The organism is Streptomyces sp. 4N124, assembly GCF_052245395.1.
Lineage (GTDB): Bacteria > Actinomycetota > Actinomycetes > Streptomycetales > Streptomycetaceae > Streptomyces.
The window spans coordinates 85,790-112,668 of the sequence record NZ_JBQQBS010000020.1 but is presented as its reverse complement, the minus strand read 5'-3'; the positions used below and the strand labels follow the sequence as shown (position 1 = coordinate 112,668).

Annotated in this window: 28 protein-coding genes and 1 pseudogene; 8 read left to right on the top strand and 21 right to left on the bottom strand. The window is 67.8% G+C overall.

Going from position 1 to position 26,879, the window contains the following annotated elements:
• Positions 1-266 precede the first annotated feature (266 nt).
• Positions 267-1,330, bottom strand: a protein-coding gene (locus ACTWQO_RS21710; RefSeq protein ID WP_443238988.1) for an IS630 family transposase whose coding sequence is annotated in 2 segments (ribosomal slippage) — positions 267-884 and positions 887-1,330 — 1,062 coding nt in all. Because the reading frame shifts where the segments join, the coding sequence is not laid out codon by codon here.
• A gap of 1,471 nt (positions 1,331-2,801) precedes the next feature.
• A complete protein-coding gene (locus tag ACTWQO_RS21705; RefSeq protein WP_443238987.1) occupies positions 2,802-4,334 on the bottom strand; it encodes an alpha/beta hydrolase in 1,533 nt (510 codons plus the stop codon).
• 544 nt (positions 4,335-4,878) lie between these two features.
• Between ACTWQO_RS21705 and ACTWQO_RS21700 the strand changes: the two are divergent.
• The 7 genes and pseudogenes from ACTWQO_RS21700 to ACTWQO_RS21670 form a co-directional block, all read left to right on the top strand.
• Positions 4,879-5,538 (top strand): annotated as a pseudogene (locus tag ACTWQO_RS21700) (telomere-associated protein Tap); the annotation flags it as partial.
• A gap of 307 nt (positions 5,539-5,845) precedes the next feature.
• Positions 5,846-6,790 carry an NADP-dependent oxidoreductase gene (locus ACTWQO_RS21695; RefSeq protein WP_443238986.1) on the top strand — a complete coding sequence of 315 codons (945 nt, stop codon included), beginning with the start codon at positions 5,846-5,848 and terminating at the stop codon, positions 6,788-6,790.
• 32 nt (positions 6,791-6,822) lie between these two features.
• The gene (locus tag ACTWQO_RS21690) at positions 6,823-7,773 is read left to right on the top strand and encodes an alpha/beta hydrolase (RefSeq protein WP_443238985.1); all 951 of its coding nucleotides are present in this window, start codon (positions 6,823-6,825) and stop codon (positions 7,771-7,773) included.
• A gap of 298 nt (positions 7,774-8,071) precedes the next feature.
• Positions 8,072-9,013 carry an alpha/beta hydrolase gene (locus tag ACTWQO_RS21685; protein ID WP_443238984.1) on the top strand — a complete coding sequence of 314 codons (942 nt, stop codon included), beginning with the start codon at positions 8,072-8,074 and terminating at the stop codon, positions 9,011-9,013.
• Between the two features lie 216 nt (positions 9,014-9,229).
• A complete protein-coding gene (locus ACTWQO_RS21680; RefSeq protein ID WP_443238983.1) occupies positions 9,230-9,805 on the top strand; it encodes an SRPBCC family protein in 576 nt (191 codons plus the stop codon).
• A 95-nt stretch (positions 9,806-9,900) separates the two neighbouring features.
• On the top strand, positions 9,901-10,221 hold the full coding sequence (locus tag ACTWQO_RS21675; RefSeq protein WP_443238982.1) for a transposase: 321 nt from the start codon (positions 9,901-9,903) through the stop codon (positions 10,219-10,221).
• A gap of 284 nt (positions 10,222-10,505) precedes the next feature.
• Entirely contained in the window at positions 10,506-11,510 is a 1,005-nt protein-coding gene (locus ACTWQO_RS21670; RefSeq protein ID WP_443238981.1) for an ISAs1 family transposase, read from the top strand.
• Between the two features lie 52 nt (positions 11,511-11,562).
• Here the strand turns inward: ACTWQO_RS21670 and ACTWQO_RS21665 are convergent, their stop codons facing one another.
• The 8 genes from ACTWQO_RS21665 to ACTWQO_RS21630 form a co-directional block, all read right to left on the bottom strand.
• The gene (locus ACTWQO_RS21665) at positions 11,563-11,823 is read right to left on the bottom strand and encodes a hypothetical protein (RefSeq protein ID WP_443238980.1); all 261 of its coding nucleotides are present in this window, start codon (positions 11,821-11,823) and stop codon (positions 11,563-11,565) included.
• Between the two features lie 584 nt (positions 11,824-12,407).
• A complete protein-coding gene (locus ACTWQO_RS21660) occupies positions 12,408-13,382 on the bottom strand; it encodes a serine hydrolase domain-containing protein (protein WP_443238979.1) in 975 nt (324 codons plus the stop codon).
• A gap of 465 nt (positions 13,383-13,847) precedes the next feature.
• Positions 13,848-14,336: an alpha/beta fold hydrolase gene (locus ACTWQO_RS21655; RefSeq protein WP_443238978.1), complete on the bottom strand. Its 489-nt coding sequence runs from the start codon at positions 14,334-14,336 to the stop codon at positions 13,848-13,850.
• On the bottom strand, positions 14,323-14,514 hold the full coding sequence (locus ACTWQO_RS21650) for a hypothetical protein (protein ID WP_443238977.1): 192 nt from the start codon (positions 14,512-14,514) through the stop codon (positions 14,323-14,325). The genes ACTWQO_RS21655 and ACTWQO_RS21650 overlap by 14 nt, the downstream gene beginning before the upstream one ends.
• An 87-nt stretch (positions 14,515-14,601) precedes the next feature.
• Positions 14,602-15,480 (bottom strand): LLM class flavin-dependent oxidoreductase, encoded by an 879-nt coding sequence (locus ACTWQO_RS21645; protein WP_443238976.1) that lies wholly within the window; start codon positions 15,478-15,480, stop codon positions 14,602-14,604.
• A 90-nt stretch (positions 15,481-15,570) separates the two neighbouring features.
• Positions 15,571-16,038 (bottom strand): cupin domain-containing protein, encoded by a 468-nt coding sequence (locus ACTWQO_RS21640; RefSeq protein ID WP_443238975.1) that lies wholly within the window; start codon positions 16,036-16,038, stop codon positions 15,571-15,573.
• Positions 16,035-16,190, bottom strand: a complete 156-nt coding sequence (locus ACTWQO_RS21635; protein WP_443238974.1) for a hypothetical protein — start codon at positions 16,188-16,190, stop codon at positions 16,035-16,037. The genes ACTWQO_RS21640 and ACTWQO_RS21635 overlap by 4 nt, the downstream gene beginning before the upstream one ends.
• Positions 16,191-16,291: 101 nt before the next feature.
• On the bottom strand, positions 16,292-17,116 hold the full coding sequence (locus tag ACTWQO_RS21630; RefSeq protein WP_443239015.1) for a helix-turn-helix transcriptional regulator: 825 nt from the start codon (positions 17,114-17,116) through the stop codon (positions 16,292-16,294).
• An 83-nt stretch (positions 17,117-17,199) separates the two neighbouring features.
• Here ACTWQO_RS21630 and ACTWQO_RS21625 point away from each other — a divergent pair, with 83 nt between their 5' ends.
• Positions 17,200-17,514, top strand: coding sequence for a hypothetical protein (locus ACTWQO_RS21625; protein WP_443238973.1), 315 nt, complete (start codon positions 17,200-17,202; stop codon positions 17,512-17,514).
• A 175-nt stretch (positions 17,515-17,689) separates the two neighbouring features.
• On the opposite strand, the gene catC is transcribed toward ACTWQO_RS21625, so the two are convergent.
• The 11 genes from catC to ACTWQO_RS21570 form a co-directional block, all read right to left on the bottom strand.
• Positions 17,690-17,968 carry a muconolactone Delta-isomerase gene (gene catC, locus ACTWQO_RS21620; protein WP_443238972.1) on the bottom strand — a complete coding sequence of 93 codons (279 nt, stop codon included), beginning with the start codon at positions 17,966-17,968 and terminating at the stop codon, positions 17,690-17,692.
• 28 nt (positions 17,969-17,996) lie between these two features.
• The gene (gene catA / locus ACTWQO_RS21615) at positions 17,997-18,860 is read right to left on the bottom strand and encodes a catechol 1,2-dioxygenase (protein WP_443238971.1); all 864 of its coding nucleotides are present in this window, start codon (positions 18,858-18,860) and stop codon (positions 17,997-17,999) included.
• 35 nt (positions 18,861-18,895) lie between these two features.
• Positions 18,896-19,999 (bottom strand): mandelate racemase/muconate lactonizing enzyme family protein, encoded by a 1,104-nt coding sequence (locus ACTWQO_RS21610; protein WP_443238970.1) that lies wholly within the window; start codon positions 19,997-19,999, stop codon positions 18,896-18,898.
• Positions 19,999-21,228 carry an amidase gene (locus ACTWQO_RS21605; protein ID WP_443238969.1) on the bottom strand — a complete coding sequence of 410 codons (1,230 nt, stop codon included), beginning with the start codon at positions 21,226-21,228 and terminating at the stop codon, positions 19,999-20,001. The genes ACTWQO_RS21610 and ACTWQO_RS21605 overlap by 1 nt, the downstream gene beginning before the upstream one ends.
• Complete coding sequence (locus ACTWQO_RS21600) at positions 21,225-21,782, bottom strand: flavin reductase (protein WP_338145850.1); 558 nt, start codon at positions 21,780-21,782, stop codon at positions 21,225-21,227. The genes ACTWQO_RS21605 and ACTWQO_RS21600 overlap by 4 nt, the downstream gene beginning before the upstream one ends.
• Positions 21,779-22,732, bottom strand: a complete 954-nt coding sequence (locus ACTWQO_RS21595; protein WP_443238968.1) for a PDR/VanB family oxidoreductase — start codon at positions 22,730-22,732, stop codon at positions 21,779-21,781. The genes ACTWQO_RS21600 and ACTWQO_RS21595 overlap by 4 nt, the downstream gene beginning before the upstream one ends.
• Before the next feature lie 73 nt (positions 22,733-22,805).
• Complete coding sequence (locus ACTWQO_RS21590) at positions 22,806-23,567, bottom strand: SDR family NAD(P)-dependent oxidoreductase (RefSeq protein ID WP_443238967.1); 762 nt, start codon at positions 23,565-23,567, stop codon at positions 22,806-22,808.
• The gene (locus tag ACTWQO_RS21585; protein WP_443238966.1) at positions 23,564-24,088 is read right to left on the bottom strand and encodes an aromatic-ring-hydroxylating dioxygenase subunit beta; all 525 of its coding nucleotides are present in this window, start codon (positions 24,086-24,088) and stop codon (positions 23,564-23,566) included. Before ACTWQO_RS21585 ends, ACTWQO_RS21590 begins: the two co-directional genes overlap by 4 nt.
• Entirely contained in the window at positions 24,078-25,337 is a 1,260-nt protein-coding gene (locus ACTWQO_RS21580; RefSeq protein WP_443238965.1) for an aromatic ring-hydroxylating oxygenase subunit alpha, read from the bottom strand. Before ACTWQO_RS21580 ends, ACTWQO_RS21585 begins: the two co-directional genes overlap by 11 nt.
• Positions 25,334-25,702: a hypothetical protein gene (locus ACTWQO_RS21575; RefSeq protein ID WP_443238964.1), complete on the bottom strand. Its 369-nt coding sequence runs from the start codon at positions 25,700-25,702 to the stop codon at positions 25,334-25,336. The genes ACTWQO_RS21580 and ACTWQO_RS21575 overlap by 4 nt, the downstream gene beginning before the upstream one ends.
• A gap of 35 nt (positions 25,703-25,737) precedes the next feature.
• A complete protein-coding gene (locus tag ACTWQO_RS21570) occupies positions 25,738-26,847 on the bottom strand; it encodes an acyl-CoA dehydrogenase family protein (RefSeq protein ID WP_443238963.1) in 1,110 nt (369 codons plus the stop codon).
• Between the last annotated feature and the right edge of the window lie 32 nt (positions 26,848-26,879).

The following is a 26,879-nucleotide window of genomic DNA, read 5'->3' as shown; positions in this document are numbered from 1 at the left end:
ATCTGTGGTGGGGCGCGCGGCACTGGGTTCACCCCTCGCGAAAGCCCGAGGCTAGAGGATGGGCCACAGGTGAGTGGCCGGTCCCCGCTACCGGCGGGGTCTGGTAGCGGGGACCTGGGGAACCTCGCCGACCGAGGGGGGTCGGTGGCGGGGATTTAGCGAAGTCGCTCCCGCGCCAGTGACGAGCACAGTGCGGGTAGCGGACCTGGGATTAGGGCATGCAAAAGGCGCCAATTATTGTTACCGACCTTGAATGCGTGATGTCGTCATGGCGGGGTGGGGCGAAGTCCGGTGCCGGTGAGGCAGCCGTCGAGTGCGTCGCTGCGGTACTGGAGTAGGCGTAGGCCCTGCCGGACAGCCGCGATGAGGTCCTCCGGGTCGGCGAACGCGCGGTTGGCCAGTGTCGTCCGGCGGAGGATGGACCAGATTCCTTCGACTGGGTTGAGGTCAGGCGCGTAGGCAGGCAGCTGGTAGACGGTGAGCCAGTCGCGCTCGGCAATGTAGCGGCGCATTCCCGCTGTCAGGTGCGTGTTGAGGTTGTCCCACACCAGCACGATCGGGCCACCGAGCTGGTGGTGAGCGGCCTGGACGAGATCGCGGTAGTCGGTCCAGGCGAAGCTCTTGCGTCCGTCCGGCCGGGTGTCGGGGCGGGGCCGGTAGATCAGCCGGGACGGCCGCCCGGGTTTGTAGCAGGCCAGGGCGGCGACCGATAAGCGGCGGCGGGAACGGCCACGGACCCGCACGATCGGCGTGTGCCCGCGTCGGGACCAGGTGCGGGTGGTGGGCGGCGTCATCGAGAAGCCGGCCTCGTCCTCGAACACGAGCCAGGCGTCGAGCGCCGCCGCGGTCATTCCACGCGCGGCCAGGTCTCTTTCACCCAGCCGACCACCGCTTCCTCGTCCCGCTCAAGCGCCCGGCGGGCGGGGACCTGGCAGGTCCAGCCGTGCCGCTTGAGCAGGGCCGCGACGCCCTGGACCGTGTAGCTCTTGTGGAACCGGCGCCCGATCAGGGTCTTGATGCGCGACAGAGTCCAGGTCTGGTCCGGCCAGCCATGCGCGACCGGTCCCTTGTCCAACTCACGTTCCAGCACCGCGAACAGTTCGTCGCTCAACAGTGGCAGCGACGCCGGGCCCTTCGACGCCAGTGCTCGCGGACCTTCTTCAGCCCACGCCTTCCGCCAGCGTTGCACCGAGCGGACGGTGACCCGCAGGTCACGGGCGACGACGGCGGTGTCGTCACCCCGGACGAAGCGCTCGGCGGCCTCTCTCCGCAACCGCTCACGAAACGCCCGACGTTCAGCGGTCAGCCCGCCACCCTGCGCGTACCTCATAAAGACGGCATACCGCTGGGATCACCAGCCGCCAGCCCTCACGACACCACACTTTGAAGGTCAGTAGGCAGGGATGGCTCCTACCTAATTGGTGGCCGAATTATCCATTCCGGAACTGAGTGCGATACTGCTGTGGTCGCAGCCGTCGAAGTGCTCAACGGGTCTCCCAACGTATCGATTCCGCTCTCGGCGTCGACACGCGCAAATATCGCGAGCTCTAGTAAATTTCATGCGTGCCGGGCCCCACAAAGTGCTTTATCTATCTTTCCCTCGGAGTTTAGGGCAGTCCGCGCAGTAAAGGATTGAACAACAGCGACACCCGGTAGAACGTCAGCGGCACAAGTTGAGGGCTGCCACACGCGAGACGAAACGTGCGCCCTGGGAGCAGCGGGAATGGGCGTCAGCCAGAGCGAGCTTGAGTGGTAGCCCGGTTCCGGCTCGGCATCCGTCGATGAGGTGGCTGCGGTTCTGGATCGTTCGGAGGCCCGTGCGGGATCTGCTGGAACAGGTAACGTATTTCCGCTGGCGGCAAGGGGGCTGGGTAGCCTCTTGGGCTGGCGTCGGTTGCCGGGCCGGTCTTGGTGATGAGTCCTTGTTCGGCCCATCTGTCGAGTCGGCGGTACATGGTGCCGTGGGTGACGTCGCCGAGGTGGCGGGTGAGGTCGCGAGTGTGCCAGTGGGGGTGCTGACGCGATTCTCGTACTCGCGGCGGTGGCGACCTGGATGCTGCTGCCGCCCGGCACACCGGCGGGCACCTGGACGGCCCTGCTCCTATGGGCCGCCGGCACCACGGCCGACGCCCTCGCGGGACCGAGGCGGTAGCCGGGCCGGGGCACGCCGCGCAGCTCGGCCAGCAGCTCGCCCAACGCCGACGTTCGCGTTCGACCCCCATCTTGAGCAGGCCCCGGAAACGCCAAGATCCCGCCCGATCAATCCGATCGGACGGGATCTCATCAACGAGTCACACCTGGCCTCGTGAACGGTTCTGGCGGTCGGCCAGGTCGGACCCAGCCGCGTTGGTTCAGTGCTCTGGTCAGGTCCCGGTTGGCCGCCCTCGCGGCATCGAGATCGGATCGGGCCTCCTCCAACGCGGAGGTGAGTTCGACGTTGTGCTGCTCCAGCCTTGTGATCTTCCGGTGGAACTCGTCGATACTTGTAGCGCCTGGCGGCTGCAGGTCAGCCGCCGCCGGGTGCCGAACTGTCGTCGCCGAGCCCTCGCCGCAGCAGCCGCAGTGCGGAAGTGGACAGATGCAGGCCGGATGGGTGGGCAAGGACTCGGGACTCTGGGCGGAGAAGGCTGCTGTTGGTCGACAACTCATCTACCTGGGGCTTCGTTGCCCCGTCACCGTGTGACCGAAGTGGACTCCGTCTACCCGGTGGCATAGAGCTGCAACAGGGCCTCCTGACAGGTGAGTTGGCGTAGACACCCTCCGAGCCACCAAGAGGCCCTGATCGAAAAGACAACAGCTTCTTACGTGCAGGACGTGTCGCCACGCGGCAGTTCACTCGAGACAAGGAAGGCGTCCAAGGCGCCTATAGCGCAGGCATTCGGCTCAGGATGAACCAGCACTCCGTGGCCCCCGGCATCGACGTCTACCAAGACTGCGTCGCCACCCATTGCCTGGCGCATGCCACGAGCGGTACTGAGCGGAGTGGCCGGGTCGCGTCGATTCTGCAGAATCAGTACATTGCGCTTTCCAATGGGTTTGACCTTCGGCTCCGGGCCGGTTGGTTGCGAGACCCAGGCCGAACAGGGCGTGATGTTGGCCGGAGCACCCGCCGTGAGTGGGAACTTCGCCCGGTCGACAGCGGTGTTGTGAGCATAAGTCCTGATATTGCGCGGCCAGGCCTTGTCCCCACAGCTGATCGCCCAGCCCGCAGAATAGAGATTGTCTTGCGGAACTCCCGCCATCGTGCCGTCGGCGACGAAGTCGTTGGTCAGTTCCGTGAGGAAGGTACGGTCGGCGTCGCTGGGATTTCCTGCTGCGACGCCGGCTGCGGCCTGCCACAGCCGGGCCAGCATGGGCACCGGCGACTCTTTCGTCGCGATCATGCTCGCGTCGTTGTACGAGAGCTGCCAGGTGAAGAACCGTATGAGATTGCCGTTGATCGGGGCTTTGGTGCCCGGCAGCGAGACGGGACGACGATCGAGCTCGGCCGCCAGGACAAGGTAGTTTCGCCGCACGTCACGGGGCGTGCTGCCGAGACCGACCGTGTCCTTGTGGGCGACCGCGAATCGGGCAAGATCGGGCCAGCGGTCCTCCATGGCTTCACTGAATGTACGGAAGTCGTCGTAGCCGCGCTTGTTGGGGTCGACCGAACTGTCGAGCACCACTCGGTCGACACTCTCGGGAAACAGCGCTCGGTAGATCGAACCCAGGTAGGTGCCCCAGGAAATGCCGTAGTAGGAAACGGAGCGCTCTTCGAGCGCGCTGCGGATCCGGTCCATGTCCCTGGCGACGTTCGCAGTGGTCAAGTGCGGCAACAGGTCAGCTGAGTTGGCTGCGCACTGGTGGGCCATCCGCTTTGCGTATGCCACGTTGGCGTTGATCGAACCGTCCGCGCCTGGGAAGGACAGTACCTCCAGCTGCTCATCGCGGACGAGTTCATCGGCGTCCCGGCCGCAGTTCATCGGAGTGCTGTGCCCGATGCCGCGAGGGTCGAAAGCGACCAGGTCGTAGCTGTCTCGCACTGCCTCAGGCAGGAGACTGCCCATGGCGGTAGGAACGTCCAGGCTGGAGCTTGGGCCCCCGCCGTTGAGCATCAGGACGCCCTTGCGCTTCTTCGGGTCGGCTGCAGGGATCCGGGACACTTCGATCGCGATCGCTTGTCCCTCCGGATCCTTGTAGTCCAGCGGCACCTTGAGCCTGGCGCATTGCTGCGGGGCCGGGGCGTCCGTGGGGCACGCGCCCCACTTGAGCGTGGATGGATGCGTGGCTGTGGCCTCGGCCGACTGGATCATGATGGTTACAGCGCCGGCACCGAGCGCGGCGGCGGCAACCAAGGCAGGCAGTGTGCGCACACGGTGGCCTCGGTGCCGACCGCTGCGAGGGGGATTGTTTGATGACACACGTCGACCATAAAAATCATGGTCAGGACAAGCTAACCCCCTGGCTACCGGGATGTGGGGCAGGCAGCGGTATGGACAACAAATCATCGTTGGTGTAGTGGCGGCAGTCATGAACCACTCCGGGTCTGATGGAGGCTCCAGACTGCCCTGACTTGGGTGGAGTCATGGCACGTCCGTCCCCCTGACCTCCCAAGCTTCGTGAGCGCGCGGTGCAGGCTGTGTGCGGCCCGGCGCTGGGCGGTCGGCGGGCGGATGTGGAGTACCGGCCGCCGTGGCGGCGGCTGTGCGCTCTGCGACCGTGGCTGCCCGCTCCGGGCAGGTCTGATCCGCGTCGGAGTGCGGGAGCAGCGCCATCAGGTTGCACACCGTCGGGGCTGGTAGGTGAACTTGCCCGACAGGGGCACCGGCGAGCGGGCTGCAGGTGGTCCGGTCGTCGTACGACGGGGTGCGTCGGGTCGCTGATGTTCTGTAGCCGTTGGCGCTCGTCGACTGGACACTGAAGGAGGCGAAGCGGGGCAGCCGAAGCTGTCCGGGCCGGGCAACGACGCCGACCCGCTGCTCGTGCTCGGAACGTGCCTGCGTCCAGCTGTGCATCCCCTCCTGGCACGCGCTTGACACCCGCCACTGGGGCGAGGCCGGGCAGCTTCCGCCGGCTGAACTCGCCCGCATCCTCGGCACGTTCGCGCCCCAGGTGATGACGCCGCGCGGCTCCACCGCCGTCACCGGCCTGGAGCTGATGACCGCCTTCCACCCGCCGACCCGCGCCCCCGAGACCGATGGGACGGGGAAGCGACACTCCGAGCCCAACCTCGGCTCACTGGGCAAGGACCCGGTCGACTGCGCGCCGTGCGAGGCCCCCGACGGGCACCCGCTGCTCAGGGACCTGCCCCGGTTCCACGTACGGGGACCTGCGGAGAAGCTGTTCGAGGAGGCGTACGACTGGGCGCGGCCGATGACGGATGCCGAGTGCACCCTGCGTCATACGGTGGGCATCGATGTGAACATGGCCTTCGCCGTCGGCGCCAACGGCCTGGTCGTCGGGCTGGGCGGGCCGACGCAGGTCAAGCAGCCGGTGTTCGACCCGAAGCTGCCCGGCCGGTGGCTGGTCGGCCTGTCCCACGTCGACCACGACGTCCGCCACTTGCCCATGACGTGGAATGAACATCTGGTGCTCTGTGACGACAAGCGGATCATCTCCCCCGCATCGCATGCTTTGCCACGGACAACTTGTCCGTGGATAAGTACGGCCTTCATCCGGGTTCTGGATCACGCGATGCTTGATCAGTCGAGCACGGTAGGACGAAGTCGGCAGTCGTAGGCGATTAAGTCCCGTCGGCTGTCAGTCAGCTCACATATCGAAGTTGCTGCATCGAAAGCGAAGCAAAGCATGGCCCGAGTGCTTCGAAAGCGAAGCACCTCGCATATGTCGAAAGACGAGGTTTCCCATGAAGGCAGTGCGTTTCCATGAGTATGGCGACCCTGGCGTCCTGCGTTACGAGGACGTCGAGCCGCCCGTCCCCGGTGCCGGACAGGTTCTGGTCCGGGTCGCCGCGACATCGTTCAACGGCGTCGACGGCAACATCCGCGGGGGCTTCATGCAGGGTCCCATCCCGGTGACGCTGCCGCACACTCCCGGCATCGACGTCTCCGGTACGGTCGAAGCGCTGGGTGAGGGCGTGGTCGACCGCCAAGTCGGCGACCGGGTCGTCGGCTTCCTGCCGATGGCAGGCGATGGCGCGGCCGCGGAGTACGTGGTGGCTCCGGCCGGAATTCTGACACCGGCGCCCACGAGCGTCCCGCTTCCCGATGCCGCCGCGCTGCCGTTGGTGGGTCTCACCGCCTGGCAGGCGCTGTTCGATCACGCCAAGCTGGCGGCGGGTCAGCGCGTGCTGATCAACGGCGCGGGCGGAGCGGTCGGCGGCTACGCCGTACAGCTGGCCAAGAACGCCGGCGCGTACGTGATTGCCACCGCCGGCCCGCACAGCAGCCAGCAGGTCAAGACGGCGGGCGCCGACGAGGTCATCGACCACACCACCGCCGAGGTGACCGAGGCCGTGATCGAGCCGGTCGACGTCGTGCTCAACCTCGCGCCGATCGACCCGGCGCAGCTGGCCGCGCTGCCCGCCTTGATCCGGTCCGGTGGGGTGCTGGTGAACACCACGGTGTGGATGCCCGCGCCCAGCGACGAACAGCGCGGCGTACGCGGCATCGACCTGTTCGTCCGCAGCGACGCCGACCAGCTGTCGCGGCTGGTGGCGCTGATCGACTCCGGCCGGCTGCGCGTCGACGTCGCGCAGCGAGTGCCGCTGGCGGAGTTGTCGGCAGTCCACGCCCAGGCCGCCGCGGGCGAGCTGCACGGCAAGGTCGTCATCGTCGCGCCCGCCGCCTGACACCGACCGACCCGCCTCGAAAGGAAACGACCATGACACTGTCCCTGGATCCCGAGATCGCCGAGGCGCTGGCCCCGATGGCCGGCGCGATGGCCGAGGTCAAGCCGCCGGCGGTGGGCGACATCGCGGGCCGCCGCGCCATGTGGGAACCGATCATCGGCGCCGCGGGTGCCGCGCAGCCGATTCCTGCCGACGTGACGACTCGCGAGCACTACGCGACCGCGGACGACGGCGCACAGATCAAAATGCGCTGGTACGTCAAGGACGGCGCGACGCCCGGCCCGGCCGTGCTGTTCTTCCACGGCGGCGGATACATCTTCGGCCACATCGACCTGTTCGACGGCCCGGTCTCCCGCTACGTGTCCTCCAGCGGCGTGCCGATGCTGTCGGTCGAGTACCGCCGCGCCCCCGAGCACCCCTTCCCGACACCGCTCGAAGACGCCTACGCCGCACTGCGCTGGTTGCACGAACACGCCGCCCAGCTGAACGTCGACGCCAACCGCATCGGTGTGATGGGCGACAGCGCCGGAGGCGGCATGGCAGCGGCCCTGACCATCCTCGTCCGCGAGCGTGGCGGCCCGCGGATAGCCCGGCAGATCCTGCTCATGCCGATGCTCGACGACCGCACCACCACGGCCGACCCGCACATCGAGCCCTACCTGCTGTGGTCCTACGACGACAGCCGCACCGCATGGCCGGCACTGCTCGGCAAGGCCGCCGGCGGCCCCGATGTCCCGCCCACGGCGGCTCCCGCCCGCCTCGAGGACGCTACCGGCCTGCCGCCGGCCTACATCGAGGTCGGCCAACTCGACGTGTTCCGCGACGAGGACACCGCCTACGCGACCAAACTCAGCCGAGCCGGCGTGCCCGTGGAGTTCCACCTTCACCCCGGCGCCCCCCACGAGTTCGACTCCATCGCCTTCGGCTCCGACGTCGCGCGACGTGCCATCGCCGATCGGGTCCGGGTCCTCAAGTCGATCTGAACCTACGCCCAGCGTGTTCACCTGTCCCGCAGGAGGCAGCGGGAGGCCCTGGCGTGCGGTGGGATCGATCTGTTCGTCAACGGGGGCGTGGCGCAATTTGTCCGAACCCCTCACCTGGATCGCCCTCGACGTCACTCAACGCGTTCCCCGGTGAACTGCCAGGGATCCACGCCGCGCAGCCGCCGGCTCATGCCAGGTCGTCGTCTTCCCAGATGTCGGCTGAACTCAGCCGCCCTCCTGCTCGACCTGGCCATCAACCCGTTCTACCACTCACACCACGCAGCGAAAGACCGAGATCATGACACTCAATTTCGACCCCGAAGTAGCCGAGGTCATAGCTCAGATGGGCGGGACCAAAGCATTCCAGCCATCGCGCGACGACGTCGAAGGTCGTCGAGCCTTCTGGGAGCCGATCCTCGCAGCCTCGGGCGCCGCCCAGCCCTTCCCTGAAGAAGTCCAGACGCGCGACAGCTACGTCATCGCAGACGACGGCACACAGATCCAGATGCGCTGGTACACCAAGAAGGGCATCACACCGGGTCCCGCAGTGGTGTACTTCCATGGCGGCGGCTATTTCTTCGGCCACATCGACCACTTCGACGGTCCCGTCGCCCGCTACGTCTCCGCCAGCGGCGTACCCATGCTCTCCGTCGAATACCGCCGCGCCCCCGAATACCCCTTTCCCACCCCGGTGGAAGACGGCTACGCAGCGCTGAACTGGCTGCACGACCACGCCGTAGAACTCGGCGTCGACCCCGGCCGGATCGGAGTCATGGGCGACAGCGCCGGCGGCGGTATGGCCGCAGCCGTGTCGATCCTCGCGCGAGAGCGAGGTGGGCCGCAGATCGCCCACCAGATCCTCATCATGCCGATGCTCGACGACCGCACCGGTGCCCCTGACCCCCACCTCGCGCCCTTCGTCAACAACTCCGGTGACCTTGTCGCGGGGTGGCAAACGTATCTCGGCGACGCCGTCGGAGGGTCCAACGTCCCCGCCGCGGCTGCGCCGGCACGGCTCGAGGATGCAACTGACCTTCCCGCGGCCTACATCGAGGTCGGCCAACTCGACCTGTTCCGCGACGAGGACACCGCCTACGCGACCAAGCTCAGCCGAGCCGGCGTGCCGGTGGAGTTCCACCTTCACCCCGGCGTCCCGCACGAGTTCGACTCCATCGCCTTCGACTCCGACGTCGCGCGGCGTGCCATCGCCGATCGGGTCCGGGTGCTCAGGTCGATCTGAGCCGTGACCAGCGACCTGCTGTCACTTACCAACCCACGTCTGGGTGATGAGGAGACGCCTCCGTTTCAGATGGCGGCGACAAGGCACGCAATCCGGAACTTGAACCGTTCGTCGAACGGTCCCTGGCTCAGCAAGGAAAGGGCCCGCCGGAATGCCGGGCTGCATGTTCGTTAATGCTTCACAGTTGATGCACATCACCATGGCAGGAGAACATCGATGTCCGACAAGAAACCGATCGCCGCGAAGAAAACGACCGAGCCCCAGGGGGCCGCAGCGGTCCAGGCGATACCCCTCCTTATCGGCTCAGCGGACAACACTGTTCCGATCACAGTTCAGCGGCGAACTTCGGTGGCGCCTGCAAGCGCGTTCCGGCTGATCGTTCCCATCGATCTGTCTAGCGTTTTCCACCGGGTAGCACCGTTTCCCGGTGTCAAAGGTGTGGCAAACCAGACCGAAGCATGGGATCACGTCGGTCCTACCAGGAACCCGCAGTTCGACGACGGGTCGCAGGCCGACGAACAGTTGATCGAGTACATGGAAGGCTCGAGTTTTGCGTATCAGCTGACGGGATTCACGAACATCCTCTCCCGACTCGCGGTCGGCGTTCGAGGCGAATGGAACTTCAATCCCGACGGCGATGGCACCCTCATTCGGTGGACCTACGAATTCAAGCCGCTTCCGGGTCGTCGCTGGATCCTCGCTGGTCCATTCGCTCCCCTCTGGCGCCGATACATGGTGGCCGCCCTCGCGAGGTGCCTGCAAGTCATCGAATCGGAAGAAAACAACTCGTAGAGCTCGTAACACGATCTTGTTGAGATGGCCTGGTCGGGCGTGACCGGCCAGGCGATTCGGCCGTTCGTCATGGCGTGAGTACTCGGCCGTGAATCGTGGACGACGACTTGTGGGTCCTGATCGAACCGCTGCTGCCACCGTGGCCAGAGCATTCGCCGGGGCCACGGCTGGTGGCAGACCGACTCTGCCTCCTGGGCATCCTGTACGTGCACTACAACGACATTGCCTGGCAACTGCTGCCGCTGGAGTTGGGGTACGGCTCCGGACAGACTTGCTGGCGTCGCCTGGAGCGATGGCAGCAGGCCAGCCGCTTCGACCAACTGCACCGAACCCTGCTCTCTGAGCTGAACGCGGCCGGCGAACTCGACTGGTCACGGGCACAGGGCGCGTGCGTTGTCATGCGGCGAGATGAGTAACTCGTGCGTGGACGTGCTCTGATGGCCTGCTTGTCCGTACTTGGATGCGACGAACGCGACCCCTGATGATCAAGGTTCTCGAAGCCTTTGATCACGAACAGGGGTCGCGTTCGCGTGCCATCCTCCCTGATCGACGTTCTCCAGCGCCACCGCAAGGACGCCGACCTGCTGCACCTGTCTGCCGAGCTGTCCGAACTCGCCGCGCTGTCGGAGGTGTTGGACCGGCTTCCCGATCCACGACGGGTGCGGGGGCGCCGCTACCGGCTGGGGTCACTGCTCGCCCTGTGCCTGCTCGCGGTGCTCGGCGGCGCCACCACGTTGCCGGCATCGCCCGCTATGCCATCGATACCTCTCCCGAGGCGCGGGCGAGGATCGGGCTGCGCCGTCCGCCACGCGCCACCACGCTCGGTCGCCTGCTGTCTCGTCTGGACGGCGACGCCCTCGATGACGCCGCGGGCGCCTGGCTGGCCCGGCACGCGAGTGACCCGGCCGACGAAGGCGCCGTGGAGCTGGTGGGTGTGGCCGTCGACGGCAAAAGCAGTACGCGGCAGCCGCACCGGCGAGAAGACGGCCGTCCACCTCCTCGCCGCCTCCTGCACGAGGGCCAGGCCGTGGTCTGCCAGCGGCAGATCGCCGCGAAGAGTACTGAAATCCCTGCCTTCGCCCCACTGTCGGAACGGCTCGACCTGCGCGGATGCGTCATCACCGCCGACGCGATGCACACCCAGATCGGCCATGCCGAGCACGTCATCGCCGGGGGGCAGTACATCCTGGTCGTCAAGGGCAACCAGAAGAAGCTCCGCCGACAGCTGCGACATCTGCCCTGGCGCGAGGTCCTGCTGCAGGACCGCGCCCGCGAACAGGGCCATGGTCGACGCGAGATCCGCCGGCTCAAGGTCTGCACCGTCCAGCCCGGCCTCCTCTTCCCTCACGCCGTGCAGGCCATCGATGTCAAGCGCCGCCGCACCAGCCGCACGACGAACCAGACCACCGTCAAGACGATCTTCGCGGTCACCAGCCCCACTCCCGAGCAGGCCACCCCGGACCGGATCGCCGAACTGATCCGCGGGCACTGGCAGGTCGAGGCCCTGCACCACGTGAGAGACGTGACATTCGCCGAGGACGCTTCCCGCGTCCGCACCGGCACCGCACCCCGCGCGATGGCAACGCTCCGCAACCTCGCCATCGGCCTCATCCGCCAGGTCGGCTGGGCGAACATCGCCGCCGCGACCGACCACTACCGGTCACGAACCGACCACGCCCTCCAACTACTCGATCTTGAAGCCTGAGAATGAATCAACCCTGCATGAGCGGGCACTTGCCGATCGCTATTGCTGGCGGCTAGGAGGAGAACAGCTTCCAGTGCCCCTCGGACACGACGTCGACGATGCCGTCGGTCACTGTGATGGCGGTCTCGTCGTCGATCGCGTACGCCGGACCCGGGATCTCGGCCGCCCATCTCTCGGCGTCGGCCATGGTGTTCTGCGGAAGGAGCTCGTGATCCAGGTGCGGGAAGATCGAGAAGTCGACGATGCCCAGTGTGCTGTCGCCACCGGTGGGCGGCTTCCACTCGACGAAGTACTCCCCGATACGGGGGGTCATCACCATGCTCCCCGCGCTCAGCCCCACCCAGACGGTCTCGCGCAGCGACGGCAGGAGATCCCGCCAGCCCGGACTGCCGCATCCAGTGGCACAGGTACAGGGCGTCGCCGCCATCCACCAGCAGGACGTCTGCCTCTCGGACCCAGGAGACCCAGCGTGCTTCGTCGATGCTGGGCAACGCGGTGAGCTCCAGCACTCCCAAGGACTTCCAACCCAGCTCACACATGGGCGTGGAGGACTGGCCGGCGATAAATCGCCATACCCCGGCAGGACTGCCCTGGGGGTGCCCGTACCCCGCAGTGGGGATACAGAGGGCGTTAGAATCGGCGATCGGTTTGCCCAGTAGGTCGACCAGCGCGTCGTGGATGCTCGCGTTCTTGATGCCGGCGGAAGTAAGTAGAAGCCGCACGCTGCCCCCAGGTGTCATTGGCGGGGCCAGACTACCTGCGACGGCCACTCTTGGAGGGCTTGCGCTCGCTCACGGTGTTCAGCCCAGCACGCCCGAGCCCGCCGACTGACTTGGATGCAGCAGTCCCATACGTTCAGGTGACGGCAAATCAGCTACCAACTCACATACTGCCTTCTCAGGCAGCGAAGCGCTCAATCGCCGCTGCGAGGTCATTTCGAGTCAGAGGCTGCTGCATGTCGCTGAGGACTCTTGCCGCCGAGGGGAGAGCCCTCTGCTGGTTGGTGACGAGAACGCTCACGTAGTCCTTGTCGGGAACCAGAACCATCGCGGCCAGGTATCCGGGCAGACGCCCATTGAGATACATCTGGCCTGAAGGACCAAGCGCCCATCCGAGGCCGTACGCCATGGGGTCGTCCGGCGTAGTGCGCGGCCGGCGGATCTCCTCCAGAAGGGCCCGATCAGCGAGCAGTCCTTCACCAAGTGCCAGGAGATCCGAGACAGACGACCACAAACCTCCGCTGGGTCGGCGCGAGCGTGGGTAACCGAGTGGTGGGAGTTCGGTCGGTCCGTCCCAACCGGTGACCGAATCGCGCGGTGTGTCGAAACTCGTTCGAGAGAGATGCCAAGGTTCGAGCAGCTTCTTCTTCAATGCCCTCTCGTACGAAACGCCGCTGAGGGCCGCGAGGATCGCACCGGCCAGGAAGTAGTTGCCGTTGTAGTAGGACCAGGTCGTCCCGGGCTCCAGATCGGACCCAGCGCGTACTACGAGTCGGGCTGCCTCGTTGAGCGCGTGACGTCCGTCGCCCAAAGCGGACACGGTGGTCAAGTCCACAGACTCGCGCAGCCCCGAGACCTGCCCGAGGATCTGCTCGATGGTGAGGCTCACATCGGCTCGCCAGTCAGGCGCGAGGCCTGGAAGCAGCTCGATGGCGGGTGTGCTCAGCGGGACATCGTTCTCCCGCAGTGTCTGCACGAGCGCAGTAGAGGTGAAGATCTTCGTCAACGACGCGATTCGAAAGCACGGATCCGAGGTCGCCCGAATCGCCCCACGCATGGCCACGCTTCTTGCCCCCGCTGCGGAAAGCCCGGCTACCACGGCCGGGGCACCGCGAAGATCGACCTGCTTGTCGAGTAACTCCTGGAGATTCACAGCAGGCACCCTACGACGTCAACGAGCTGCGATGCCTCGTCGAGAGGACCTGATGAGGCCCTGCACCACCTAGGAGATGTCACGTTCGCCGAGGATGCATCCCGCGTCCGCACCGGAAACGCGCCCCGCGTCATGGCGACCCTGCGCAACCTCGCCATCGGCCTCATGCGCCAAGCAGGCTGGGCGCACCTCGCCGCTACCACCGACCACTATCGGTCACGGCGCGAGCACGCGCTCGACCTGCTCCACCTCGCAGCCTGAGAACGCATCAGCCCTGCCCTCACACCCAACGCCGCTTTCCTCATTTGGCTCAGGCAAAGGCATCGGGACGTTCCTCGGGCACAAAGTGACCACTGCCCTCAATCACCGCACCGGTCAGGTGCGGCGCGGCCGTGTTCAGACTGTCGGCGAGTCGGGCGCCTGTGCTGTGCTCGCCGCCAACGGCGAGTACGGGCATAGGAAGAGTTACTGCGGTTCCTGCCAGGCCCGATTGACGCTGCCGTCGTCAAGGAGGGTGCGGTAGTGCGCGAAGCCGGCGCGCAGTGCCTCGCATCCGCGGTAGGAGGAGGCGATGGTGTCGACCTCTTCCGGCGGGAAGGTTCCGGGCACCGCGGACAACCAGTCGAACCACCAGGTAAGGAAGTCGCTCTCCCTGCCTTCGCGGAGCAGCTCGGGCAGTTCTTCGGTCATGAAGAAGCCGAAGTGGAACAGTCCGCCGGAGGCCACGTCCATCGCCTGCTCCAAGCCGAAGCCGGGTAGGGCGAGTTCGACGAGGACGAGGTGTTCGACCTCCTCGGGGTGGCGGCGGGCGTAGGCGAAGGCCACCATGCCCCCGATGTCGTGCCCGACGATGCGCACGCCGCCGTGGATGCCGAGCTGTGCGAGGAGTTCGCGCATGTCCTCTGCTTGTGTGTCCTTGTCGTATCCGCTCGGGGGACGGTCAGAGGCACCCATGCCGCGCAGGTCGGGTGCCGTGCGCCGTGACGGTGATGCTCTCGAATCCGGGGAGGGGTGTTTCGTCGCTCATGGGATCACCTGGGGCTGGGTCGAAGAGAAAGACCAGGAATCTCTGTACGTGAGGGCCGGCGGAGCCGGTGGCGAGCTTGGCCAGTACCTGGTCGGTGGAGGTCATGCGGGCAGCGTTGGAAGGAAGGACTCTGACGGGTACGGCCGGTGCCGTTGTGTCAGAGGTGCTGCCCGGCCCGAGGACACGGGGTGGTCAGGTCTTCCGTGCGAGCGCTTCGCGGACTGCGGGTACGACTTCGGCGGCGAACGCCCTGATCTGTCGGATGTGGTCTCGTTCGGGCCAGATGACGAAACCGTTCATGCCGCCGGTGCACACGAGCGCGACAAGGTGCTCGGCCCACTGGGCGGCGGGCCCCTGGAACGGGCCGGCCGACGCCGGTTGGATGACACCGGCGATGTTGTAGACCCGGCGGATCGTGTCCGGATCGCGGCCCGCCAGCAGGGCGGCGTCGTCGATGCGGCGGACAGCCGTGGGCAGTGCGTCGAGTCCGAGGTAGGCGTGCGAGGGAAGCCAGCCGTCCGCCTTCGCACCGGTCAGAGCCAGCATGCGGGGCCCGTACGAGCCCAGCCACAGCCCCAGACCGGGGGTCGGCGCCGGACCGGGATGGACACCGGCGAGCGCGTAGTGCTCGCCGTGCGTCCGCACACTGCGCTCGCCACTCCACATGGCCCGGATGACGGTCATCGCCTCTTCAAGTGCGTCGACGGCCTCTCTCGGCGTACGACGGGAGCCGCCCATCGCCTCGATGGCTTCCCAGAAAGCGCCGGCACCCAGGCCGAGCTGGACCCGGGAGCCGGTCAGTCTGTCCAGGGTCGCCGCAGCCTTCGCCAGCACCGCCGGCGGACGCAACGGCAGAGAACTGACCGTCGGAACGAGCGTGACGTGTCGCGTCCGCGCGGCCAGGAAGGTGAGCAGTGTCCAGGTGTCGTCGAACGCCGCCTGGTACGGGTGGTCCTGGATGGTGAGAAGGTCAAGGCCGAGGCTGTCGATGAGTAGTGCCTGCTCACTGGAGCGGCCGACGGGGAGGGCGTATGGCTCTACGTTCGCGCCGAACAGGACAGGAAGGGACATGAAACTCTCCTGAGCAACCGGCGCTTGCTTGACGTCGGCCGCGGTGGTCGGGAGCGGGAACCGGCACGGGCACTCGGGTCCGTGAGCGGTTCAGCGCGGTGGGCCGAGGATGACGCCGCCGTAGAGTTCGGATGCTTCCGCCAGGAGGGCTTGGGGGATCTCGAAGCCGTCGGGACGCGGGGTGGAGCGGTCGCGTCCGGCGTGCCGGAACATGCCCTCGATGCCACCGGGCGTGGTGATCATCAGGAGGTCGGCGCGGTCGGAGGTGATGCGGTAGGCGTGCGGGACGTTGCGGGGCAGGTACACGATCCCGCCTTCGCGCAGTTCGTGCTCCTCCTCCCCCGACCAGACCAGGGCGCTGCCCTTGATCAGCATGAACACCTCGTCCTCGCGGGTGTGCAGGTGGAACGGCGGGGCTTCGCCCTTGGCGACGTCGAAGCGGCCCACGGTCAGTTTGCCCTCGGTGGCTTCCTTGTCGAGCAGCACGGAGAACGTTCCCCCGTCGAGCCATTCGAGCTTCTGCTGCTGCTCGGGCTGCGCCAGATAGGCCATCGTCATGACTCGGCCCTGCGTACGCCGACGAGGGCGGCTTTGGGCACGATGACCTCGGGAGCTGCGCCGTCGAGAACGTGGAAGCCGTCAGGCCATTTGCGCAGTCCGGCCTGGATGCCGGCCGCAGCACCGAAAGCAGTCGGGGTCCAGAGCGTCATGTGATCATCCTCATTTCTGTTCGAAGCACTCTTAGGCCGCGCTTTGCCGCCCACGCGAAGCGTCAACTTCGGTGTGTGAACCGAACGACAACTGACGAGGCCTAATCCCCTACGGCTGCCAGGAGTTGGAGTTTTTCGTAGTTCGGTGAGCCGGGCACGGCGGAGAAGACCAGCAGTTCCTGGGCCTGGTCGGGGTCCACCAGCCGCTGGCAGTACAGCTCCATCTCGCCCAACTCCCCATGCCGGTAACGCTTGAGGTCCTGATGGTGGGTGACGTCGACCTCGTGCAACCGCCAGAGGTCGGCGAACTCGGGGCTGATCTCCAGCAGTGCTGCGACGATCTCGCCGGCCTTGCCCGTAGGGTCCGCCGTGTGCGCCGCCCGGATGTCCACGGTGAAGACCCTGCCCCGCAGGGCGTGATCCTCGACGGGATACAGATCGCGTTGCGCCGGGTCGGTGAACCAGCGATAGACCAGGTAGCGGGACAGTCCGCTGAACCGGGTGTAATCGCCCAGCAGAGCAACCGCCGGGCGGGTCTGCAGCAGCGTCTCACCGAACCGGGACATCACCAACGCGGGCGTGTCCGAAAGCCGCTCCACGATGCGCAGCATGGTCGGGCTCACGTGATCCTCACGCAGCACCCGCCGCGGCGCAGAGTGCCCGGCGAGGTCGAAAAGGAAATCCCGCTCACTCAGGCTGAGATGCAGCCCTCGGGCGAGCGCGGCGAGCACCTGCTCGGACGGCATCGGGCCACGCTGCTGCTCGATCCGACTGTAGTAATCGACCGACATACCAGCCAGCGCGGCCACCTCCTCACGCCTCAGCCCACCGGTACGACGCCGAGAACCGCGGGGAAGCCCGACATCCTCCGGCTGCAACACCTCCCGACGCGCCCGAAGAAAGTCGGCCAACAATGCCCGATCCATCTCAACCTCCCGTGTCGACTGATCGAGCATCGCGTGAACCACAACCCGGATGAAGGCCGTACTTATCCACGGACAAGGTGTCCGTGGCAAACCACGCGATGGGGAGGGCTCTTCGCGGCCTGGACGCCTCGGCCCGGCTGCAACAGGATGTCCTGTCACTCCACGGAGTCAAAGGCGTCCTCTACTACTACGACACAAACGATCTCGCGGCCGGATGCGATGCCACCCAGATCCCGCACAGCTGCGGGGGCGCCTGCGACGGCTTTCTCCCCTTCGACCACGTTCTCAAGGACCCAGTGAAACCGAACATCATGAATGCTGTGGTGCAGCGGTTCTCGCAGGTCAGAGGGCTGCCGACCGAGAGGGGGTCAGCAAAGAGTCAGCATCGGTGCCAGTGAACGCCCTGCGCCACGTGGTGAATCGGCGGCGGTCGACGGCACAGGGGGTTCAGGCGGTCGGGTCGCCGATACTGGGCCTGCAACAGCGCCCCACAGGAACAGTGGCAGACCGTCGCGATGTGATGCCGGTCAATACCGCGCCGTGCGCCGCCGTCCGACGATACGCCCCTGCGCGTCAGCCGATCGCCGAGGGGTGTCGGGTGAGTGGTGTGACGGTGATGTCCATATAGGGGAAGAGCGGTAGTCCCCAGAGGAGTTCGTTGAGGCGGTCGTTGTCGGTGACGTCGAAGATGCTGAGGTTGGCGTACTGACCGACGCACCGCCACAGGTGGAGCCACTCTCCCGTGTGCTGCAACTTCCGCGCGTACTCCTTCTCCGCCGCGAGCGTCGACGCGCGGACGTCGGGGGCCATGTCGGGCGGCAGGCTGACGGTCATACGGACTGCGAAGAACACGGTCGCTCGCCTCCTTCCGGCCGCCGGCTCAGGACGCCGGGTCGAGGACGAAGTCGTACACGACCTCGCTTCCGCCACCCGGCGCGGGCTGCGGGTCGAGGACGAGTTCGGGTTTGACCGCCGAGGCCACGTCGTCCTGGATGTGGTCGCCGCCCTTGAAGTACAGCTGCGTGGTCAGCGGCTCGTGACCGGGCGCGGACACCTTCAGGTGCAGGTGGGCGGGGCGCCAGGCGTGCCAGCCGGCTGCGGCGATGAGCCTGCCGCAGGAGCCGTCGGTGGGTATCTGGTACGGGGCGGGCTGAACGGTGGTCACAGCGAACCGGCCCTCGGCGTCGGCGACGACACTGCCGCGCAGGTTCCACTCCGGGATACCGGGCGCGAACTGCGCGTACAGGCCGTCGTCGTCGGCCTGCCACATCTCCAGCAGGGCGCCGCCGAGCGGCTCGCCCGACACGCCGGTGACCTGTCCCTGGAAGAGGAGGGGGGTGCCGGTTTCGTTCTCGCGCATGGGCAGGGTCGAGGTTGCGGGCAGTGCGGGAGCTCCCGGTGCGTAATACGGGCCTTCAATGGTGCCCTTGCTTCCGTTGCGGCCGGCGGCCGCGACCTCCTCGACGACGTGTTCGACCCACACGTCCAGGAACAGCGGCCATTCGCCGTCCTGTCCGACCGCGATGAGCCACGACTTGAGGGCGTTGTACTCGTCGTAGGTCACCTGATGGCGGCGGATCACATCGTGCACGGCAGTGAGGACTTCCGTGGCGAGGGTGTCGACACGGGCCGCGTCGGTGCCCGCTTCGGTCCGGGGGGTCTTGTCGGTGAGGAAGCGTTCGGTCGCGGAGGCGCCGGATGCGGCGGCTGTGGCGGCTGTGGCCTTGAGGGCGGCGTCGGACATGGGTGCGGCTCCTTCAGGTGCGTGAGGGCGGGGTTTCAGTGGTCCTGGCGGTATCGGGCTAGCTTGTCCTCGTCGATCGCGACGCCCAGACCGGGCCCGCCAGGGACGGCGAGCGTGCCGCCGGTGAGCGCGAGCGGCTCGGTGAGCAGGTCGTCGCTCATGTCCAGGAAGTTGGACAGTTCGCCGGCGTGCCGGGACGAGGCGGCGTGCGCGGCGCCGAAGGCCACCGTGCACACGGTGCCCAGCTGCCCGTCGATCTGATTGCCCATCACTACTTCGGCGCCCAGCCCCTCGCACTGGAACAGCACACGCTGGGAGCCGGTGAAGCCGGTGCGGGCGGTCTTGATGCTGATGGCGGTGGCGTCGCCGTCCAGCAGGGAACGGGTCACCTCGGCGGGTGTGGTGGCGGACTCGTCCGCGATGAACGGGACGCGGCAGTGCCGCACGAGCCGGCGGCGGCCGAGCACGTCGTCGGCGGGGCACAGCTCCTCGGCCAGGGTCAGGCCCAGGTCGTCGAGTTCGCGCAGTGCCGCGGCGGCCTCGGAGGCGGTCCAGCCGCGGTTGCCGTCGACGTACAACTCGACGTCGTCACCCAGGGTTTCGCGCAGGGCCCGGCACACGTCGAGGTCGAGGCGGACCGGTCGGCGGCCGACCTTCACCTTGAAGACGGTGATGCCGTACGTGGCACGGACACGTTCTGCTTCCTCGGCCACCCGCCGGGGTGTGCCGAAGCCGAGCATGTGGCTGACCCGCATCCGGTCGGTGTGGCCGCCGAGCAGTTCGGTGACGGACCGTCCGCAGGACCGGCCCGCGATGTCCCACAGGGCCAGGTCGAGGGCGGACTTCGCGGCGGGGTTGCCGACTGTGCGGTGCAGCAGGGCGTGGGCCTGCTCACGGGCGAACACGTCGAGGCCCAGGAGCTGCGGAGTGAAGAGGTCCTCGATCACGGCGGTGACGGATTTCTGCGTCTCGCCATAGGTGAAGGGGCGGGGCGGCGCGTCGGCCACCCCGGTCACGCCTTCGTCGGTGTGCACCCGGACCAGCACGTGCTCGGCGGTGTGCACCTCCCCGCTCGCGAACCTCAAGGGCTTGGTGTACGGGATGGCGTACGGGATCGCCTCGATCTCGGTGATCTTCATCAGTGGCCCCCGCCGATGTCCCGGACGAGGGTCTCCATGTGCCGGGCGATGCCGAGCAGTCGGCCCACGCGGTCGGGGTGGCCGACGAGTTGCAGGCCGAGGGGCATGCCGTTCGGGTCGCGGTGACCGGGGACGGTGACCACGGGCAGGCCGAGCAGCTGCCAGGGGCGGCTGAGGACCGGCGTGCCCGTGGCGCCAAGACCGCGGGGGGCGGGGCCGGGAGCGGCCGGGCCGAGGATCGCATCGGCCTCGTCGTGGAGGAGTTCGAGGATCCGGACGCGGGCGCTGTCCCTGACGGCGAGCGCGGCCTCGTAGTCGGCGGTGGGGGTGCTCCGTCCACGGTCCAGGAGTTCGTTGAGGTGGGCGCTCAGCGACTCGGGGTGCCGCGCCTCGGCGGCGAGCGCGCGGGCGGCTTCGTAGGCCATGACCGTGGCATGGGTCTCGGCGAGTTCCGGCGTGCGCATGCGGTCCCCGAGCGCGGTTGTCTCCGTGCCGGCAGTGGTCAGGGCGGCACCGGTGCGCTCCAGTGCGTCGAGCATCGCGGGATCGATGTCCGCCAGTTCGGTGCCGGGCCAGAGCAGCACTCTCATGGCCTGGGACTCCTCGACCCGGGCGCCGTCGACGGCCTCGACCGCGGTGGCGAGACCGGCGACATCGGCCGCGAGAAGGCCCGGTGCGTCGAGAGTCGGGCTGAGCCCGGTGAAGCCCGTCGTCGGCCAGGCGCCCACCGGGGCCACATACCCGGCGGTACCGCAGAAGGACGCGGGCCGGGTCAGCGAGCCCGCGGTCTGCGAGCCCAGCGCCAGCGGCACCACGCCGGCCGCCACCGCGGCGGCCGAGCCGCTGGAGGAGCCACCCGGGGTGTGGGCCGGGTTGTGGGGGTTGCGGGTGGGGCCGGGCTGGAAGTACGCAAACTCTGTGGTCACAGTCTTGCCCAGGGGCACGGCACCGGCCGAGCGCAGCCGGTCGACCAGCCAGGCGTCGGCCTCGGCGATCCGGCCCCGGCGCAGCGGGGAACCGCACTCGGTGGGCAGCCCGGCCACGTCGATGATGTCCTTGACGCCGAACGGCACACCGCTCAGTGGTCCGACCGGTGCACGCTCTGCCTGCGCGCGGGCGCCGTCGGCGTCGACCCGGACCCAGGCACGGAGGTCGGGCTCGGTCTTTCGCAGCCGGCGCAGCGCTTCCTCGACGGCGGCCGCGTGCGTGGGTGTGCGGGCGGGCGTCATGACGGGGCGCCTTCCGGGACCAGGGGTGTGGCGTCGAGGCGGTGGAAGGCCCGGTTGAAGTAGACGAGGCTCTGGCCGCCCGATTGGGTGCGGATGTGCTCGATGTCGACGAAGAGGACGCTGTGGGAGCCCATCGGGACGGCGTGCTTGACGGTACCGACCGCGGTCACCAGGGCGTCCTTGAGGACCGGCACGTCGTGGCCGCGATCCCAGATGTCCCAGGTGAAGCGCTCGGCCATGGGCACCTTGGTGGCCCCGGCGAAGTGCAGTGCCAGCTCCTGCTGGTCACCGCCGAGAACGTTGACGCAGACGCGTCCGTTGGCTTGGAAGACGTCGTGCATGGCGCTGGCCCGGTTGACGCAGACCAGAAGGGTCGGCGGGTCGTCGGTGACCGAGCAGACGGCGCTGAGGGTGATACCGCAGCGGCCGCTCGGGCCGTTCGTGGTCAGGATGTTGACTGCTGCCGGGAGATGCGCCATGGCTTCCCGGAACTCGCTCTGGTCGGGGGTCACGGCGATGCCGCTCCTCTCCTGCTTCGGTCGGTTCTCGCTCACCACAGTTCGACCACCAGCCGCGGCGACCTCGCCCGCGACACACAAGCGGCGATCTGGTCCCCGGCCGCCTTCTCCTTGGTGGAAAGGCAGTGGTCACGGTGATCGGGATCGCCTTGGAGGACCCGCAGGACACAGGTCCCGCAGATGCCTTCGCGGCACGAGGTGTCGAGGGGGACGCCGTTGTCCTCCAGCACCTCGGCGATGGTCTTGTCCGGCGGCACCGTGTACACCTCGCCGGTGTCCAGCTCGACCTCGAAGGCGACGGCGGTCCCGGCGTCCGGCAGGTCGCCGGCCTGGAACAGCTCACGGTGGACGCGGTCCTCGGGCAGGCTGCGGGCCGCGAGCACGGTCACGTGGTCCATGAAGCCCTCAGGACCGCAGGTGTAGACGTGTGTTCCCGCGTCGGGAGTGGCCAGCGCGGCCGCCAGGGTCCTGGCCGTCGCCTCGCGCCCGAGGCCGAAGTGGAAGTCGACGCGGTCGGCGAAGGCGCTGCGTTCGAGCAGGTCGGCGAATGCGGCCTCGGCCCGGTCGCGGGCCACGTAGTGCAGCCTGAACTCGGCCCCGGCGGCGTGCAGTTCGTACGCCATCGCCAGCAGAGGCGTGATGCCGATCCCGGCCGCCACCAGATGGTGCCGCGCCGCGTCCGGGGCCAGGCCGAACAGCCGGCGGGGTGTGCCGACGGTCAGCTCCGTGCCCACCGCGGCCTTGTCGTGCAGGGCTTGGGAGCCGCCCCGCGAGTTCTCTTCGCGCTTGACCGCGATGGTGTACGCGCCGGTGTCGTCGGGGGGCCCGCACAGGGAGTACGGGCGGGTGACCCCGGTGGGTCCGGTGACGTCGACGTGCGCGCCGGCCGGGTACGCGGGGAGGGCTCCCCCGTCGGAGCGGACGAGCCGCAGAACTCTGATCGAGTCGGTCTCGTCGAGGGTCTCGGTGACGGTGACAGTGAACATCCGTCCGCCTCAGCGTTCTTCATCAGGGATGCTTCATGAGGAGTGCTCATGAGGGATGGTGCCGACGACGCTGTCAGCGCATGTACAGGCCGCCGTTGGCGTCCCAGCAGGCTCCCGTGACCGCGTCCGCGTGCTCGGCTGCGAGCAGGACGGCCATGTCGGCGACGAAGCGGGGTCTGCCGAGTCGGCCTACCGGGATCGACGCCTCGATCTGGGCGAGCCGTTCCGGGGCGACGGTCTCGCGGACCACCGGAAGGTCCTGTGGTCCCGGGGAGATGGCGTTGACCGTCACCCCGTGCGGGCCGAGTTCGCGGGCGAACACCTTGGTCAGGGTCGCTACTCCGCCTTTGGCCGCCGCGTAGTGCGCGCCGGTCGCCGTCCCGCCGTTCTGTCCCGCGAGGGAGGCGATGTTGACGATGCGTCCGTAGCCGCGTTCGGCGAAGTACGCGCCGAAGACCTGGCAGCCGAAGAAGGTGCCGTTGAGGTTGGTGGCCACGACGGACTCGAAACTCTCCGGGCCGATCTCCATCAGTGGTTCGACCTTGGAGTGTCCGGCGTTGTTGACCAGGACGTGCACGGCGCCCCAGCGTTCGGTCAGCCGGTCCCGGACCCCGACGAAGGCCTCCTTGTCGCGCACATCCAGGCAGAGCCCGACGGCGTAGCGCCCCTCGGGGTCGAGTTCCGCCGCTGCCTTGACCGCGGCCTCCTCGTCCAGATCGGTGAGTGCTACGCAGTAGCCCCGGTCGTACAGCCGCCCGGCGATGCAGGCGCCCAGGCCACCGGCAGCCCCTGTCACCACTGCGACGCGGCGTGCGCCGTCCTCGTTCGGGCTCACAGCAGGAACCCCGATGCGGTGACGGAGTCCTCCGAGTTGGCCAGGCGCACGATCTTCTGGAGGATGCGCGGGCCGTCCGGTCCGAACACGAGCCGGTGGGTGACGTCCGCGGCGAGGACGAAGGTCTCCTCACGCTTGTACCCGACGAGGATCTGCGCCGAGCAGATCCCGATCGTGTCGGCATCACGTCGGGTGACGACGAAACGGGAGACCGAGCGGACCGTCCGCGCCGCCGCGGCGGCGGAGATGGACAGTCCTCCGGTGAGGCGTTCGATGCGCATCCGGCGCATCCGGTCGTCGTCGTAGACCAGGTTGAGACGGGAGGCGAAGTCGGTGGCCTCGCGGTCGATCGGGACGACGTACTCGCCGCCCTCGGCCCACAGTTGGTCCCACTCCTCGTAGCGCCGGGCATCCAGCAGGTGGGCCTCGCGCCAGATCAGGGAGACGGCGGCCAGAGCCCTGGGGTCGTCGAGAGGCAGTCCGGTCTCCACAACAGCTTCGCTGAGGGCTTCACTCGGCATCGGTCATCATCCTCTTCCACATTGCGTACGCCTCCCGCATGCCGGTTTCGTCGGTCGCGTGCGAAGTGGGCTGCCCGAGGTCGTCGGGCTTCTCGCGGCTTAGGCCACGGTTGACGAGGATCGGCATCTCGGCGCCGCCGGCCACACCCCGCTGGACGCGGTTCCAGGCCTCGGCGTCGTCGGGGCTGCCGAATCCGAACGGGCCCTGGAAGTGCTCGTGGATCCGCAGCCGTTCGCGGTTGACGATCTCCGGGCCGCCGTCGAGGCCGAGCGCCACATGCCGGACCTCCGTCTGCGCGACCGAGAGCGGTCGCAGGACGCGGAAGAACGCCATCGACATGGCCACGTTCGGGAACAGGTTGAGGTTGAACCCGGCGCCGTGCAGGGAGCGGACGATGCGCCGCACCTTCTCGGGCGGCATGTCCTTGGACAGTTCCTCGACGATGTGGGCGAAGCGGTCCTGGAGCTTCTCGGTACCGTCGTCCACGTCGAGGTCGGCGTGTTCCGCGACGGAGACCGAGACGCTGTGACCGTTGCCGAGGGCGTGGGTGACCGCCGTCTCGTCGGTCATGATCGACAGCATGCTCGCGGTCTCGGCGTCGACCGACGACATCCAGGAACGGTGCACGATCGGGAAGTGGTACCAGTCGGTGGTGTTCTCCAGCTGGATCTTCCAGTTGCCGTTGAAGCGGAACCTGTGTTCGCCCTGCACCTTGATCGGATAGCCCGCGCCCTGCTTCATGAAGCGGTCGATCCACAGCCGGGCCCCGCCCAGGAAGTCCTCCAGCGGCTCGATGTCCTGGTCGAAGCTCGCGAAGATCATGCCCGCGTAGGTGCCGACCTTGAGCCACTGCAGAGGCAGGTCCTTCTTCTCCACGACGTCCTCGTAGCCCTCGGGGTACGGGATGCCGCGCAGGGTGCCGTCCAGGGCATACGACCAGGCGTGGTAGGGGCAGGTGAAGCCGTTGCCGTTGCCCTTGGGGGTCTCGCAGACGCTGGCGCCGCGGTGACGGCAGCGGTTGAGCAGGACGTTGACGCCGCCGCGGCGGTCACGGGTGACAATGACGGGGCGGCGGCCCACCCAGGCCATCTTGAAATCGCCGGCCTTGGCGACCTCGCTCTCGTGTGCCACCCACACCCAGGTGCGGTGGAAGATGCGGTCCATCTCCCGTTCGAAGAGCGCCGGGTCGCTGTAGAGGGTCCCCGCGACGCGGTCGGACTCGACCAAGGAGGCGACATCGGGGGTCATCGGGCCACCTCCGGCTCCGGGAGCGGGCGGCCCAGGCGCGCCTCGATCTTCATGTAGTGCCAGAGGGCGTGCTCGCCCACCTGGACGGTGCGGAAGAGGTTGCAGGCCGCGGCGACGGTCTGCTGGTCCACGACGTCGGCGAGGACGTAGCAGGTCCACGGCCAGGAGTCGGAAGGACCGACCATGTGCTGGTCGTCGTCCACGGTGCCGAGGACGCTGACACCGGGCAGCTCGTAGAGCTGGGAGAGCATGGTCGTGAAGCCGTCCCAGACCGTCTTGCCCTGTCCGATGGGCAGGTCGAAGAAGTTCTGGTTGACGCCGATACAGAAGAGCACGCGCAGGGGTGTGCCGGAAGAAGCGGCCATGGGGGCCCTCCTTGGGTGTCTGGGTGTCTGGGGGTCTAGAGGTAGCCGGGGAAGGGCGGGACGCCCATGAGGACCGCGCCCGCACCGTCGTACATGCCTTCCTGGAGGAAGGCGTGCTGCGGTGCGACCGAGGCGTCGCGCAGATGGCGTTCCAAGGGGCTGCCGGTGGCGATGGCCGCGATGCCGCCGAGCTGGTAGGCGGCCCGCGTGACTTCGAAGGAGGTCTTGGCCAGGTGCGCGGAGGCCAGGCGCAGCAGGCTGGCCTGCTCGGCCGTGGCGGGGTCTCCGACCTCGACGGTCGCCCAGGCCTCGTCGGTGGTCTCATAGAAAAAGGCACGCGCGGACCGGAGTCGGGCCTCGGCCTGTCCGACGGTGATGCGGTAGGTGGCGCGCTCTGCGGGCTTCGGGGCGCCTGTGTAGCCGGCTCGGCCGCCCTGGGCGATGACGTGGTCGAGCGCCGCGCGGGCCACGCCGAGACCGACGACGGCCAGAACCTGGGCGGCGTAGGGGACGGTCGGGTAGTGGTAGAGCGGTTCGTCCACGGTGGGCGTGCCCCCGCGGACGAACGTCCACTCCTCGGGGACCACAGCCGCGTCGACCACCAGGTCGTGGCTGCCGGTGCCCCGCATCCCAATGACATCCCAGTTCTCGGCGACCTCCACCTGCTCGGGCCGCAGCACGGCCGTCAGGGGCCGGCCGGCCCTGTCCTCGCCGGCCTTGATGCCGACGCCGAGGACATCCGCACCCTTACAGCCGCTCGCGAACTTCCATCGGCCCGAAACGCGGTAGCCGCCCTCGACACGTTCCGCCGGCTGTACCGGGAAGAGGCCGCCGGCGAAGGCGACGTCGGGCCCGTCCGCGTACAACTCGGCCTGTGTCTCCAGGGGAAGCGCGGCCAGGTAGATCGCGGACGAACCGAAGCTCGCGACCCAGCCGGCCGAACCGTCGACCGCCGATATCCGCTCGACGAGGCGCAGGAATGCGGCGGGTGGCAGGGCGTCTCCACCGAAACGGCGTGGAACACCCGCCCGGTAGATTCCGGCATTCTTGAACTCGCCGATCACGTCCGTCGGGACGTGCCTCTTCTCCTCGAATTCAGCCCGTCGCTCCGCGACCACTGCCAGCATTCGTTCGAACTGAGTCATGAGGCTGTCCCCTCGCGCTGCCGGACGGTTCT

Excerpts from the sequence above, each read along its gene's own strand:
- ACTWQO_RS21695 (WP_443238986.1), top strand. The coding sequence starts at position 5,846 with ATGAAGGCAGTGCGTTTCCATGAGTATGGCGACCCTGGCGTCCTGCGT.
- ACTWQO_RS21690 (WP_443238985.1), top strand. The coding sequence starts at position 6,823 with ATGACACTGTCCCTGGATCCCGAGATCGCCGAGGCGCTGGCCCCGATG.
- ACTWQO_RS21685 (WP_443238984.1), top strand. The coding sequence starts at position 8,072 with ATGACACTCAATTTCGACCCCGAAGTAGCCGAGGTCATAGCTCAGATG.
- ACTWQO_RS21680 (WP_443238983.1), top strand. The coding sequence starts at position 9,230 with ATGTCCGACAAGAAACCGATCGCCGCGAAGAAAACGACCGAGCCCCAG.
- ACTWQO_RS21665 (WP_443238980.1), bottom strand. The coding sequence starts at position 11,823 with ATGACCCCCCGTATCGGGGAGTACTTCGTCGAGTGGAAGCCGCCCACC.
- ACTWQO_RS21655 (WP_443238978.1), bottom strand. The coding sequence starts at position 14,336 with ATGGGTGCCTCTGACCGTCCCCCGAGCGGATACGACAAGGACACACAA.
- ACTWQO_RS21650 (WP_443238977.1), bottom strand. The coding sequence starts at position 14,514 with ATGACCTCCACCGACCAGGTACTGGCCAAGCTCGCCACCGGCTCCGCC.
- ACTWQO_RS21645 (WP_443238976.1), bottom strand. The coding sequence starts at position 15,480 with ATGTCCCTTCCTGTCCTGTTCGGCGCGAACGTAGAGCCATACGCCCTC.
- ACTWQO_RS21640 (WP_443238975.1), bottom strand. The coding sequence starts at position 16,038 with ATGACGATGGCCTATCTGGCGCAGCCCGAGCAGCAGCAGAAGCTCGAA.
- ACTWQO_RS21635 (WP_443238974.1), bottom strand. The coding sequence starts at position 16,190 with ATGACGCTCTGGACCCCGACTGCTTTCGGTGCTGCGGCCGGCATCCAG.
- ACTWQO_RS21630 (WP_443239015.1), bottom strand. The coding sequence starts at position 17,116 with ATGGATCGGGCATTGTTGGCCGACTTTCTTCGGGCGCGTCGGGAGGTG.
- catA (WP_443238971.1), bottom strand. The coding sequence starts at position 18,860 with ATGTCCGACGCCGCCCTCAAGGCCACAGCCGCCACAGCCGCCGCATCC.
- ACTWQO_RS21610 (WP_443238970.1), bottom strand. The coding sequence starts at position 19,999 with ATGAAGATCACCGAGATCGAGGCGATCCCGTACGCCATCCCGTACACC.
- ACTWQO_RS21605 (WP_443238969.1), bottom strand. The coding sequence starts at position 21,228 with ATGACGCCCGCCCGCACACCCACGCACGCGGCCGCCGTCGAGGAAGCG.
- ACTWQO_RS21595 (WP_443238968.1), bottom strand. The coding sequence starts at position 22,732 with ATGTTCACTGTCACCGTCACCGAGACCCTCGACGAGACCGACTCGATC.
- ACTWQO_RS21585 (WP_443238966.1), bottom strand. The coding sequence starts at position 24,088 with ATGCCGAGTGAAGCCCTCAGCGAAGCTGTTGTGGAGACCGGACTGCCT.
- ACTWQO_RS21580 (WP_443238965.1), bottom strand. The coding sequence starts at position 25,337 with ATGACCCCCGATGTCGCCTCCTTGGTCGAGTCCGACCGCGTCGCGGGG.
- ACTWQO_RS21575 (WP_443238964.1), bottom strand. The coding sequence starts at position 25,702 with ATGGCCGCTTCTTCCGGCACACCCCTGCGCGTGCTCTTCTGTATCGGC.
- ACTWQO_RS21570 (WP_443238963.1), bottom strand. The coding sequence starts at position 26,847 with ATGACTCAGTTCGAACGAATGCTGGCAGTGGTCGCGGAGCGACGGGCT.